Genomic DNA, 11,926 nt, shown 5'->3' on the forward strand with positions numbered 1-11,926 from the left:
AGTCGGCCAGCGCGCCGCGCCGCTCGGGGTCGGCCGGGGCCGCCAGCAAGGCGCCCTGCACGCGGGCCGCCGCCTCGGGGCCCATGTGGACGGTGGCGATGCAGCCCAGGCTGTGCGCCGCGATCACCACCGGGCCGGGCGCGGCCAGCACGGTCTTTTCGAGCTGGCCGACCCAGGCGCTGCGCGTGGGGGTGATCCAGTCGTCCTGCACCACGCGGCGGGCGTTCGCAAGGCCGTCGGCCCACAGGCTCTGCCAGTGGCCGGGGCCGGAGTCGCGCCAGCCGGGGACGATGATGACGGTCGGGGCGGCCACGGGTTCTTTACTTGTTGGGCTGGGGCGTGATGCGCAGGTAGGGCTTGACCGCCTTGAAGCCCTTGGGAAAGCGCTGCGCGATCTCGGCCGGGTCCTGCAGGCTGGGCACGATGATCACGTCGTCGCCGTCCTTCCAGTTGGCGGGCGTGGCGACCTTGTGGCTGTCGGTGAGCTGCAGCGAGTCGATCACGCGCAGGATCTCGTCGAAGTTGCGCCCCGTGCTGGCCGGGTAGGTGAAGGTGGTGCGGATGACCTTCTTCGGGTCGATGATGAACACGCTGCGCACCGTGACGGTGGTCGATGCGTTGGGGTGGATCATGTCGTACAGGTCGGCCACCTTCTTGTCCGCGTCGGCCAGGATGGGGAAGTTGACGGTGGTGTTCTGCGTCTCGTTGATGTCGCCCACCCAGCGGTTGTGCGAATCCACCGGGTCCACGCTCACGGCGATGGGTTTCACGTTGCGCTTGGCGAATTCGCCCGACAGGGCGGCCGTCTTGCCCAGCTCGGTGGTGCACACGGGCGTGAAGTCCGCCGGGTGCGAGAACAGGACAACCCACGAATCGCCCGCCCATTCGTGGAAGCGGATGGTGCCGGCGGTGGATTCCTGGGTGAAATCGGGGGCGGTGTCGCCAAGGCGCAGGGTGGCCATGTATGTACTCCTTCAATGTGCTGAAGAAGGATTCTGCGGCCCGGCCCTTAAAACCCAAACGACTTAATTCTTGTTATTTAATCCAAAAATCATCTAAGACCGTGAGCGCGCTCTAAGACGGACTGCTGCGCCCCGGCAGCGACTCGCCCAGGTAGTCCAGAAAGCGCCGCACGGCGGGCGACAGCCCTCGGCGCGACGGGAACACCGCATGCACGATGGCGGGCGCGGGCGCCCAGTCGGGCAGCACGCGCACCAGCGCCCCGGCGCGGATCTCGTCCTGGCACATGTAGTCGGGCATCCAGCAGATGCCGGTGCCCGCCATGGCCGCGATCTTGAGGGTGAGCAGGTCGTCCGCCACGTAGCGCGGCGCGTGGTGTACCACCTGGTGCGCGCCGCCCGGGCCGATCAGCGACCACGACGAGCGGCCATCCGGCGCCGACATGGCGATGCTGTCCATGCGCGCCAGGTCTTGCAGCGTGCGCGGCGTGCCCTGGCGCGCCAGCTGCGCGGGGCTGGCGACGAGGATGTGCGTGGTGCGGTCCAGCCGCTTGACGACCATGCTGCCGCTGTCATCCACCGAGGGGCGCACGCGCAGCGCCACGTCAAAGCCCTCCTCCACCAGGTTCACGGCGCGGTTGGTCACCGCCATCTCCACCCGCACCTCGGGGCAGGCGGCCAGGAAGGCGGGCATCAGGTCGGCCAGCACCGTCTGCGCCAGGGTCACGGGGCAGCTCACGCGGATGGTGCCGCGCGGCGCCGTCTGCACCTGGGCCACGGTGTCGGCTGCCGCCTGGGCGGTTTCGCGCAGGGCCTGGCAGTGGCGCAGGTACGCCTCGCCCACCTCGGTCAGCGCCAGGCGGCGCGTGGTGCGCTGCAACAGGCGCACGCCCAGGTGCGATTCCAGCTCGGACACGCGCCGCGACAGGCGCGACTTGGGAATGCCCAGCGCGCGGCCCGCCGCGGCAAAGCCCCCGCGCTCCACCACTTCGGCGAAATAAAGCATGTCGTTGAGGTCCTGCATCGCTACCCCCATCACTGTTCCACGAATAGGACAATCTATCGCGGATTCGCCGCCTTATCAACGCGCGCGGCCCTCTCCACAATACATTCCATAGATTCCAAGGAGGTTCCCGCCATGCAACTGCTTCACATCGATTCCGCCATCACCGGCGACCAGTCCGTCACGCGCCCGCTCTCGGCCCGCATCGTCGAGAGCTGGAAGGCCAGCCACCCCGGCACCGAGGTGCAGTACCTGGACCTGGCCAAGGACACCCCGAACCACCTGTCGGCCGACGCCCTGGGCTTTCGCACCGGCCAGGCCGCGACCACCGATGCACAGCGGCGCGAGAACGCCGTGTCCGAGGCGCTGGTGAGCCAGTTCCTGGCTGCAGACGTGGTGGTGATCGGCGCGCCGTTCTACAACTTCACCATCCCCACCCAGCTCAAGGCGTGGATCGACCGCATCGCCCAGGCGGGCCGCACCTTCAAGTACACCGACAAGGGCCCCGTGGGCCTGGCGGGCGGCAAGACGGTGATCGTGGCGCTGGCGCGCGGCGGCATCTACTCGACCAGCGAAGGCGGCCAGGCCATGGAGCACCAGGAGAGCTACCTGAAGGTGATCTTCGGCTTCATGGGCGTGACGGACGTGCGCTTCGTACACGCCGAAGGCATGGCCCTGGGCCCCGACGCCAAGGCCCAGGGCCTGGCGACGGCGGAAAGCGAAATCCGCGCGCACGTGCAGACGGCCTGAGCCCCCCACGCTGCAAAGCCAACCCGGCCATGGCCGGGTTTTTTTATGGTCAAAAACGGCTCCAGCGCTTATTCAGCATGCACTAGCAGCTATCAATTCGGTAGTTATTGCGCCCTTGCACTGCGGGGCCGCACCTGCCGCGACACCGCAGCACCGAGCACCAGCACCCCCAGCGCGGCGGCAGAAAACGCCCCCTGCAGCCAGCCCCTGTCCACGCCAAAGCCCACCGCCGTCACCCCCGTGGACTGCCCCAGGAACAGCACGCACGCGAACAGCGTCACCGCCATGCCCCGCGCCTGCGGCGCCATCTGCGTGGCCTGCACCTGCAGCGTGTTGTGCAGCATGTAAAACCCCAGCCCGGCCAGCAGGCAGCCCAGCACGGCGGCTACCGCTGCCCACGCCCAGGCCAGCAGCAGCAAGCCCGTGGCGACCAGCGCCGCCCCCACCAGCACCAGGCCCTGCTCGCCCAGCCAGGCCAGCCAGCGCCGGGCCAACAGGCTGTACAGCAGCCCGCCCACGCCGTAGAACACCATCACGCCCCCGGCAGCGGCGGCGGACATGCCAAACCCCTCCACCATGCGCGCGGGCACGAAGGCCAGCGTGCCAAAGCCCAGCACCCCTTCGATGCCCACCATGGCCAGCACCCAGCGCACGCGCGGCATGCCCAGCAGCCCGCGCAGGGCCGCCAGGTAGGCGGGCAGCGAGAACGCCGTGGCGGGCTGCCGCGCCGCATCGGCCCGCGCATGCCGCCACAGCAGCGCGGCCGCCGTGCCGAACAGCAGCGCCAGCACCACGAACGCGGCGCGCCAGCCCAGCGCCTCGGTGGCGAAGCCGCCGAACCACTGGCCCGCCATCATCCCGGTGACCGTGGCCCCCATCAGGCGCGCCAGCGTCACCTGCCGCTGGTCGTAGGGCACGCGGTCGCCGATCCAGGCCATGCACAGCGGAATGATGCCCGCCCCCGCCGCACCCATGAGCGCCCGCGCCGCCACCAGCAGCGCCAGGCTGGGCGCCAGCGCCGTCGCCAGGCTGAACACCGCGCAGCCTGCCGTGGCAAAGGCCACCACGCGCGCCTTGCCCAGCCGGTCGCCCAGCGGGCCATAGACGATCTGCAGCACGCCATAGGCCACGGCAAAGGCAGCGATGACTGCCGAGGCGTCGCCGGTGGTGACCTTGAATTCACGCGACAGCGCCACCAGCATCGGGTCGGTCACGCGCATGGACGCCATGCTGGCGAAGGCTGCCAGGCCCATCAGGCGCAGCATGGTGGTGGACGAAGAAAAAGCCATGGCGCGATTGTGAGCGACTGGCGCCTGCCCTCGCCTTCCACCGGGTTTGCTATGTTTTGAATAGCTGCATGCGCCCTGTACACAAGCCCTGCAAGCCGATCGACGCAGAGCGGCCTCAGGCCCCGCCGTGACTGCCGGGGGGGCCTCTGCACGACTGCCTTGGGCTTCACTTGGCGAGTATCCAGGCGGCAATCTGCTGAATGACATCCGATTCAACGCCGTTGAATCCGTGATGAGCCCTTGCTTCACATTCGTCGCCGCTGCTGCTGCCTCCATGGATGGCGAGCAGCTGTTTGCGCGACGAATTCTTGAACTGCTCCATCATTTGTGCGGCTGCAGCAAACGGGCAAAGAGAGCAACCGTCCTGCTCGTGGTGTACGACCAGCACCGGAACTTTTATCTTTCCCAATGGCATGGCCGGAACCGGCCGCCCTTTGTCATCTGCCGTTATGGACGAGGTGAGCACAATCCCGTCTGGCCCCTCGGCATCTGTTAATTCGGTAGCGACGTATCCCACCGACTGAGTCCCTCGGCTGGTGCCAACCAGCCATACAGGCGCTTTGGCCGATTCTCTAGCCCATGCTATGACGGCTTTGACATCTGCCGCGTGCTCGGGCCGCTGCCGAAAGCCTTGCAAAAAAGGCGGCGCCTGTCGGTCTGATGGAGCATCAACGATCACGACGTTGAACCCCTGGTCCAGAAAGGCTTGGCGCGTACGAACCAGAAAGTTGCCGCCTCCCCACTTCATCGATCCATTCGGGAGGAACTGAAGACCGCCGTGGCCGCCGGGAAACAGGATCAGCGTGGCCTTCGGATCAGCAGCCTTCAGCGACAGAACCCTTTGTGTGACGCCGGGTCGTGTGGGTATTTCTACAACCTGTGCTTGCGCGTGGGTCCAGAAGGCCAGCAGCGCAGCGAGGACCCACAGAGCTTTCATGCACCGCACTCCCGGGCTCATCAACGCTCGACCAGCAAGCCTGCCGATTTCATGACCTCTCTGACCGCACTGTCTAAACCAGCCTGAACCCCCATACCTCGCTCCAACTTCGCCCTCACCACGCCGTTGGAGTCGAGGACGATGGCTGACGGGATCTGATACACGATACCGAAGGGTCCGAGGTCGCGCCAGCCACGCGGACACTGCCCCGGTGGACAAAGGGACATACGAGACATCGCGATGCGGACGCCTAGTTTGGCAGCTTCCTCAACCTTTTCGGATCGGTATCTGTTGTCGTCCCGGTTTACATATACCACTTGCAGCCCCAACGGTCCGTACTTGTTGGCGACGGTGAGGAGCGTCGGCCTGCCACGCTCGACACATGGGGGGCACCAGTCCGCACCAAAATACAGCACCACAGGCTTGCCAATTAGTGCTCGAAGGTCTATTGCAGAGCCATCGACGTACTCCAATTTATCCAAAGGGGCAGGAACTTCGCCTATCTCCGGCTTGAACGCTACCGCAGGAATCTGCACGATGAGTACAGACAGAAACAGAACTGCGCTTTTGAGATTCATTTTCCGATGCTCCATTCGAGGGTTTTGGCATGGAACGGCTGCGTCAATCGGATGAGGCCCCACAACTGGAACGCGCCCGCAACGGACTGACTATTGACCTGACGCGGCCTTGAGTCAAGCGCGGAGCACCACATTTTTCAAGCCTTGCACGCAGTCCGCGCTGAATCATTCCGTCAGCAGCCGCAGGCGAGCTGGTGGCCGCTGGGCGCAGTTGCCCGCCTGGTAGAGCAAGCCCTCTCAACCCGCCGCGCCGTTGAACCCCGTGTCGAAGGTGCCGCGCACGTCCAACCGCTTAGGGATCAGCCCGGCGGCGAGGTAGAAGTCCGCCGTCTTCTGCTGGTCGGCCAGCACCTGGGCGTCGATGGGCTGCCAGCGCGTGGCCTTGCGCTCGAACTGGAGCCGCGCGGCCTGCTCGGGTATGCCGATGATGCGCGCCAGCGACTGGCCATACGCCTGCGCGTTCTGGTACGACCAGACCTGGGCGCGCTCCACGCGCTCCTTGAAGTCGCGCAGCACCTCGCGCTTGCCCGCCAGCGCCTTGTCGGTCGCGGCCAGGAAGGACAGGCCCGTCCACAGCCCACGCCCGCTGACCAGCACGCGCGCGTGGCCGCCCGTCTCGGCCAGGGCCGTGTAGGGCTCCCACGTGGCCCAGGCGTCCACGGCGCCTTGCGTCAGGGCCAGCTTGGCCTCGGCGGGCGGGATGAAGCGCAGTTGCGCATCGGCGGGCTTGAGGCCCGCGCTCGCCAGCGCCTTCAGGCTGACGAAGTGGCCGATGCTGCCCCGGTTCGTCGCGATGCTCTTGCCCTTGAGGTCGGCGGCGGTCTTGAGCGGCGAGTCGGGCCGCACCAGCACCGCCGTGCCGTAGGCGTCGGATCGGCTGGCGGCGAACGCCTTGATCTGGCTGCCCGCGGCCAGGGTGAACAGCAGCGGCGCGTCGCCGATCGGCCCCAGGTCAACGGCCCCGGCGTTCAGCGCCTCGGCCAGCGGCGCGGCGGCGGGGAACTCGCTCCACTGGATGTCGTAGGGCAGGTTCTTCAACTCGCCCGCCGCTTCGAGCAGGGCGCGCAGCCCACCCTTCTGGTCGCCCGCGCGCAGCAGCGTGCGGCCCGGCTGCTGGGCATGTACGAGCACGGGCGAGAGGAAGGCCGATGCGGCGGTGGCCGAGACGATGCGGTGGAAATCGCGGCGGTTGGTTGGGCGGTGGTTCAGTGCCATGGCAGTGCTTTCTTTCATCAAAAAAATTCAGAGGTTCAGGGCCTTGCGCCCTGCGGCGATGTGGACGCTGTCGTCCTGCGGCGTGTGGACGCGCCCGCAGAGCACGTCGCGCAGGTGGCGCTCCAGCGGGTTCTTGCGCGCCAGGCCGTGGTTGCTGGTCAGTTGCAGCGCGGCCTGCACGGCGTCGATGGCATTGGCGGTGGCTGCGCTCTTGACCAGACCGCTGTGCGCGGCGTGTACCAGGGTGCCAGCGTCCAGGTCGTGCGCCAGGCTGGCGATGAGCCGGTCGTTGACGTGCAGCAGCCCTTCGATGCGGCCCAGCGCCTCATGCATGCGGGGCAGCGTGGCCAGCGGCGCGCCCAGGCTGGCAGGGGCGCGTTCGTGCAGAAAGCCCACCAGCCAGTCGCGGGCGGCGCGTGCCACGCCGGTGTAGAGGGCGGCAAGCATCAGCGCCATTTCAGCCTGCATGGCGGGCTCGCCGCGCGCCCAGTCCTGGGGCGGGCGCAGGTCGAGCGCGTGGTCGAGCGGGGTGTGTACGTCGTCCAGCACCACATCGTGGCTGCCGCTGGCGCGCAGGCCCAGGTGGTCCCAGGTGGGCTCGATCCGCACGCCGGGGCTGTCGGCGCGCACAAGGAAGGCGCCGGTGCGGGGCGCATCCTCATCGGCTTCATCGGTTCTGGCCCACACCACATACCAGCGCAGGATGGGCGCGCCGGTCGAATAGATCTTGCGGCCCGTGATGCGCCAACCCTCACCTGTGCGCCGCGCCACGGTGGCGGGCAGGCCGCCGCGCGCGGGCGTGCCCAGCTCGGGCTCCACGCGCAGCGCGTTGATGAGGGACACGCCCTCCACCGCCTCGCGCACCAGCGCGCGCGCCAGGTGCGGCGGCCACGGCGTGCCAGTCCTGCCCATGCCGCGCTGCTGGATGTACTGCATGGTCAGCACCAGCGCCGTGGCGGGGCAGCCCTGGGCCACGGCGCCAATCACCTCGGCCAGTTGCGCGGCGGATGCGCCCTGCCCGCCCAGGGCGCGCGGCGCGGCCAGCGCCAGCAGCCCGGCGCGGTGCAGATCGGCAAAGTTGGCGTGCGGAAAGCTGCCCTCGCGGTCGTGCTGCGGCGCACGCGCGGCAAAGCCTGCCGCGAGCTGCCCGGCGGCCTGGCCCCAGGTGATGGGGGCGTTCATGCTCAGGCCGCCTTCTTCAGCGCCAGGGCCGCGTCGCGCTCGGCCACCTTGGCGCGCACCAGGGGCAGCAGCTCGCGCCCGTAGTCGATGGCATCTGCCAGCGGGTCGAAGCCGCGCACGAGGAAGCTGGTGATGCCCAGGTCGTAGTACTGGAGCAGCGCATCGGCGACCTGCTCGGGCGTACCCACCAGCGCCGTGGAGTTGCTGCGCCCGCCCGTCTCGCGGGCGATGGCCGTCCACAGGCGCTCATCGACACGGTCGCCCTGCGCGGCGTCGGCCAGCAGGCGGCGCGCGCCCTCGCTCTGCTGCGGCCCCGCGCCGCGCGCGTGGGCAATGTGAACCTGCTGGCGGCGGGTGTCGGCCAGGATGCGCTCGGCCTTGGCCCAGGCTTCGTCCTCGGTGCGGCCCAGGATGGGGCGGAACGAGATGCTGAAGTCAATGGAGCGCCCATGCCGCGCCGCCTCGCCGCGCACGCGGCGCACCAGGTCGCCCGCCTGCGCCAGCGACTCGCCCCACAGCGCATACACGTCGGCGTGCCGCCCCGCCACCTCCAGCGCGGGGGCCGATGCGCCGCCGAAGAAGATGGGCACGTAGGGCTGCTGCAGCGGCTTGACCTCGGACGTGGCGCCCTTCACGCGGTAGTAGCGGCCTTCGTGGTCGAAGGGCTTGTCCTCCGTCCACACGCGGCGCAGCAGCGTCAGGTACTCGTCGGTGCGGGCGTAGCGCTCGTCGTGCGACAGAAAGTCGCCGTCGCGCTGCTGGTCGGCGTCCGACCCGCCGGTGATGTAGTGGACGGCCAGGCGCCCGCCGGTGTAGTGGTCCAGCGTGGCGAGCTGCCGCGCCGCCAGCGTGGGCGCGACGAAGCCGGGCCGGTGCGCGAGCAGGAACTTGACGTTCTGCGTCGCCAGCGCAGCATAGGTCAGGGTGAGCAGCGTGTCGGGGCTGGACGAACTCGCGGGCACGAGGATGCGGTCGAAGCCCGCGTGCTCGTGCGCCTGCGCGAACACGCGCACGTAGGCGGGATCGACGGCAGGCCCACGGCGCGGGATGGTTTCGGACACTTCGTGCGGCTGGATCATGCCGATGATCTGGACGGGCATTGCGGGCTCCAGGTGGTGGTGGAAGCGGCCATGATCCGCGCCCGCACAGCGCGGGCCAACGAAGGAAAACGGCTTTGCTTGTGCGCTTTTGTTTTGCTACTGTTTCAGTAGCTGCATGCGTTTTCTGGATAAGCGCTGGAGGCCGATTTGGCTTGAATTTCACCCGTGCGGGAACCCGCCGCGCGCCAGGCGCACCGGCTCGGCGTCCATGCGCCGGATGAGCACGTCCAGCCCGTCCCCGGCAGCCGGTGCGGCGGCGGGCTTGGCAGCAGGCGCGGCGCGGCACACCAGGTCGTCTTCCGACCACGCGGCCTGGCCCGGCAGGGCGCGTGCGCGCAGCCAGCCCGCGCGGTCGGCCAGCACCAGGGTTCCGGCTGCTTGCTGCGGCCCGGCGCCCAAAACCAGCGCCAGGGCCTGCACGGCATCGGCTTGGGGCGCGTGGCATTCGGCATCCACGCCCGCAGGCAGCGGGCCGACCCACAAAGTGGTGAAGCGCGGGTCATCGGGCGGCGGCGCGCCCGCGCCCGCCAGCACCACACGCAGCCGCTGCCCGGCCAGCGTGCGCGCATCGCGTGGGCCGTGGCGGCAGGTGATGGGCGTATCGGGCAGGCGCACGGGCCGCTCCCACACGCCCGCCCCGCGCAGCATCTGCCCGGCGGCGTGGGCTTGCAGGTAGTCCAGCACCTGCCAGATCTGCGCGTCGCTCACGTCCGCCTCGGCCACGCCGGGCATGGTGGCGCGGCCATCGCGGGCGTGCATGCCGTGGCGGATGCGCCAGAACAGCTCGCCGTCCAGCCGCTTCCAGAGCAAACCGCCCGTGAGCGTGGGCGGCCACACGGGCAGCGCGGCGGCGTCAGGGCCTTCGCCGCGCGCGTCCGCGCCATGGCAGCGCGCGCAGTGCGCCTGGAACACCGCCCTGCCCTGCACGATGCCGCTGGCCGCAAAACCCGTGGGCGAGCGGTGCAGGCTGGTGGGCACGGCGGGCGTGAACAGCAGATGGGCCTGCGGCCACGGAGCCAGCGCCAGCAGCAGCGCGGACACGCCCCAAAGTGGCCAGCGCGCGCGCCGCAACGCCACGGCCAGCAAGGCAGCCAGCAGCGCCGCAGCCGCGCAGGCCAGCGTGATGCACACGCGCCGCGCATGGCCTGCGTCGATCAGCAGCATCTCGGCCGCAATGCGCTGCGCGAAGGGCCACGCGGGCTGGCCCGCCACGTCGCCCGCCAGGCCCAGCGCGTGCAGCAGGCCGCGCAGCCCGTCCTGCGCGGCCTGCAAGCCTTGCAGCAAGGCGTTCAGCGCCTCGGGGCTCACCAGCTGTCGCCCAGCCCCAGCAGTGCCAGCGCCTCGCGCCGCAGTTCGGCCAATGCCGGGTCGCCCCGGTGGCGCGGGTAGGGCAAGTCCACGCGCAGCTCGCGGCGGATGCGCGCGGGCCGGTCGCTGAACACCACCACGCGCTGCGCCATGAACAGCGCCTCCTCCACGTCGTGCGTGACCAGCAGGGCCGAAAAGCCCGCGCGCCGCCACAGCGCGACCAGCTCGGTCTGCATGGCCAGGCGCGTGAGCGAATCGAGCTTGCCCAGCGGCTCGTCCAGCACCAGCAGGGCCGGGTCGTTGACCAGCGCCCGCGCCAGGGCCACGCGCTGGGCCATGCCACCCGACAGCTCGTGCGGGAAGGCGCGGGCGAACGGCGCCAGACCGACCAGCGCCAGCGCTTCGTCCACGCGCTGGCGCTGCGCACCCAGAATGCCGCGCGCCTGCAGGCCCAGGGCCACGTTGTCCCACACGGTGCGCCAGGGGTAGAGCGTGGGGTCCTGGAAGACGACGATGCGCGACGGGTCGGGCCGCGCAATCGGCTGCCCGTCGTGCAGCAGGCGGCCTGCGGTGGCAGGCTCCAGGCCCGCCACCAGGCGCAGCAGCGTGCTCTTGCCGCAGCCGCTGGGGCCGAGCAGCGCGACGAATTCGCCGGGCGCGATGGACAAGTCCAGCTCGTCGATGACGTGCAGCGGCGCGCTGCCCTTGCCGCGCTGCGGGAACCAGTGGCTGACGTTGCGCACCTCGATGCGCGCGCCGCGCACAGGGGTTTCGATGGCTGCCGCACTCACCATTTCACCACCCCCTTCTGCCACGACAGCACGCGGTCGCGCAGCGCGAACAGCAGCGTGATGACGCCCGAGAACAGCAGCGCCATGACCAGCAGCGCGGCGTACATGTTGGGGTAGGCCGCCCAGCCCTGCGCCCAGGTGAGGTACCAGCCCAGCCCGGCCTTCACGCCCAGCATCTCGGCCACCACCAGGGTGGAGAACGCCGCGCCCAGGCCCATGAACAGGCCCACGAACACCTGCGGCAGCGCCGCCGGGATCGCCACGCGCAGCACCAGGAACCACTGCGACGCGCCCAGCGTGCGCGCCACGTCGTAGTACTGCTTGTGAACGCCCGCCACGCCCGACCAGGTGAGCACCGCCACCGGGAAGGCCGTGCCCAGCGCGATCAGGAAGACGGCGGTGGACCCGCTCGACGGGAAGAAGTAAAAGCTGATGGGCAGCAGCGCCGTGGTGGGCACGGGGCCGAGGAAGCGCAGCACCGGGTGAATCCAGTAGCTGGCCGCGCGCGACCAGCCCATCCACACACCCACGCCAAAGCCCGCCGCCGCGCCCAGCGCCACACCCAGGGCCAGCAGGCGCAGCGACGCGCCCGCGCTCTCCAGCAGGCGCGGCGCGTCGGTGGCAAAGACCTCCACCAGCGCCTGCGGCGGCGCGAAGAACGGCGGCGGCAGCGTGCCCAGCTTGGCGGTGAATACCTCCCACAGCAGCAGCCCCCAGGCCAGCGCCACCAGCCAGGGCCCGGCGGGGCGCACGCGGCGCTGCGCGGCGGCAGCGAGCGGCCAGCGCGCACCCAACGCCAGTACCGCCAGCAGAG

At 69.7% G+C, this 11,926-nt stretch carries 13 protein-coding genes; 1 reads left to right on the forward strand and 12 read right to left on the reverse strand.

Going from position 1 to position 11,926, the window contains the following annotated elements; translation table 11 throughout:
• The 3 genes from QM569_RS00595 to QM569_RS00605 all read right to left on the reverse strand — a co-directional run.
• Positions 1–313 (reverse strand): RBBP9/YdeN family alpha/beta hydrolase (locus QM569_RS00595; RefSeq protein ID WP_414985273.1); only part of this gene is annotated, 313 nt, incomplete at its 3' end.
• A 7-nt stretch (positions 314–320) separates the two neighbouring features.
• On the reverse strand, positions 321–962 hold the full coding sequence (locus QM569_RS00600) for a peroxiredoxin (RefSeq protein ID WP_414985274.1): 642 nt from the start codon (positions 960–962) through the stop codon (positions 321–323).
• A gap of 112 nt (positions 963–1,074) precedes the next feature.
• Positions 1,075–1,983 (reverse strand): LysR family transcriptional regulator, encoded by a 909-nt coding sequence (locus QM569_RS00605; RefSeq protein ID WP_414985275.1) that lies wholly within the window; start codon positions 1,981–1,983, stop codon positions 1,075–1,077.
• Between the two features lie 114 nt (positions 1,984–2,097).
• Between QM569_RS00605 and QM569_RS00610 the strand changes: the two genes are divergently transcribed.
• Positions 2,098–2,712, forward strand: a complete 615-nt coding sequence (locus QM569_RS00610) for an FMN-dependent NADH-azoreductase (RefSeq protein WP_414985276.1) — start codon at positions 2,098–2,100, stop codon at positions 2,710–2,712.
• Positions 2,713–2,816: 104 nt separating this feature from the next.
• On the opposite strand, the gene QM569_RS00615 is transcribed toward QM569_RS00610, so the two are convergent.
• The 9 genes from QM569_RS00615 to QM569_RS00655 form a co-directional block, all read right to left on the reverse strand.
• Positions 2,817–3,977: an MFS transporter gene (locus QM569_RS00615; protein ID WP_414985285.1), complete on the reverse strand. Its 1,161-nt coding sequence runs from the start codon at positions 3,975–3,977 to the stop codon at positions 2,817–2,819.
• 190 nt (positions 3,978–4,167) lie between these two features.
• Positions 4,168–4,938: an alpha/beta hydrolase gene (locus QM569_RS00620; protein ID WP_414985277.1), complete on the reverse strand. Its 771-nt coding sequence runs from the start codon at positions 4,936–4,938 to the stop codon at positions 4,168–4,170.
• A gap of 20 nt (positions 4,939–4,958) precedes the next feature.
• Positions 4,959–5,516 carry a TlpA family protein disulfide reductase gene (locus QM569_RS00625; protein ID WP_414985278.1) on the reverse strand — a complete coding sequence of 186 codons (558 nt, stop codon included), beginning with the start codon at positions 5,514–5,516 and terminating at the stop codon, positions 4,959–4,961.
• Between the two features lie 237 nt (positions 5,517–5,753).
• Positions 5,754–6,731 carry an ABC transporter substrate-binding protein gene (locus QM569_RS00630; protein ID WP_414985279.1) on the reverse strand — a complete coding sequence of 326 codons (978 nt, stop codon included), beginning with the start codon at positions 6,729–6,731 and terminating at the stop codon, positions 5,754–5,756.
• Between the two features lie 27 nt (positions 6,732–6,758).
• Positions 6,759–7,913 (reverse strand): acyl-CoA dehydrogenase family protein, encoded by a 1,155-nt coding sequence (locus tag QM569_RS00635; RefSeq protein WP_414985280.1) that lies wholly within the window; start codon positions 7,911–7,913, stop codon positions 6,759–6,761.
• Positions 7,914–7,915: 2 nt separating this feature from the next.
• Positions 7,916–9,013 carry an LLM class flavin-dependent oxidoreductase gene (locus tag QM569_RS00640; protein WP_414985281.1) on the reverse strand — a complete coding sequence of 366 codons (1,098 nt, stop codon included), beginning with the start codon at positions 9,011–9,013 and terminating at the stop codon, positions 7,916–7,918.
• 159 nt (positions 9,014–9,172) lie between these two features.
• Entirely contained in the window at positions 9,173–10,321 is a 1,149-nt protein-coding gene (locus QM569_RS00645; protein WP_414985282.1) for a c-type cytochrome, read from the reverse strand.
• A complete protein-coding gene (locus QM569_RS00650) occupies positions 10,318–11,115 on the reverse strand; it encodes an ABC transporter ATP-binding protein (protein ID WP_414985283.1) in 798 nt (265 codons plus the stop codon). The genes QM569_RS00645 and QM569_RS00650 overlap by 4 nt, the downstream gene beginning before the upstream one ends.
• A partial coding sequence (locus QM569_RS00655) for an ABC transporter permease (protein WP_414985284.1) occupies positions 11,109–11,926 on the reverse strand: 818 nt, incomplete at its 5' end. The genes QM569_RS00655 and QM569_RS00650, both read right to left, overlap by 7 nt.

It is taken from the genome of Acidovorax sp. (assembly GCF_047607405.1).
Classification (GTDB): Bacteria; Pseudomonadota; Gammaproteobacteria; order Burkholderiales; family Burkholderiaceae_C; genus Acidovorax.

What these genes read in the sequence shown, in the direction of transcription:
- QM569_RS00615 (WP_414985285.1), bottom strand. Translation starts at nt 3,977, where the DNA reads ATGCTGCGCCTGATGGGCCTGGCAGCCTTCGCCAGCATGGCGTCCATG.
- QM569_RS00600 (WP_414985274.1), bottom strand. Translation starts at nt 962, where the DNA reads ATGGCCACCCTGCGCCTTGGCGACACCGCCCCCGATTTCACCCAGGAA.
- QM569_RS00630 (WP_414985279.1), bottom strand. Translation starts at nt 6,731, where the DNA reads ATGGCACTGAACCACCGCCCAACCAACCGCCGCGATTTCCACCGCATC.
- QM569_RS00620 (WP_414985277.1), bottom strand. Translation starts at nt 4,938, where the DNA reads ATGAAAGCTCTGTGGGTCCTCGCTGCGCTGCTGGCCTTCTGGACCCAC.
- QM569_RS00605 (WP_414985275.1), bottom strand. Translation starts at nt 1,983, where the DNA reads ATGCAGGACCTCAACGACATGCTTTATTTCGCCGAAGTGGTGGAGCGC.
- QM569_RS00635 (WP_414985280.1), bottom strand. Translation starts at nt 7,913, where the DNA reads ATGAACGCCCCCATCACCTGGGGCCAGGCCGCCGGGCAGCTCGCGGCA.
- QM569_RS00610 (WP_414985276.1), top strand. Translation starts at nt 2,098, where the DNA reads ATGCAACTGCTTCACATCGATTCCGCCATCACCGGCGACCAGTCCGTC.
- QM569_RS00640 (WP_414985281.1), bottom strand. Translation starts at nt 9,013, where the DNA reads ATGCCCGTCCAGATCATCGGCATGATCCAGCCGCACGAAGTGTCCGAA.
- QM569_RS00625 (WP_414985278.1), bottom strand. Translation starts at nt 5,516, where the DNA reads ATGAATCTCAAAAGCGCAGTTCTGTTTCTGTCTGTACTCATCGTGCAG.
- QM569_RS00650 (WP_414985283.1), bottom strand. Translation starts at nt 11,115, where the DNA reads ATGGTGAGTGCGGCAGCCATCGAAACCCCTGTGCGCGGCGCGCGCATC.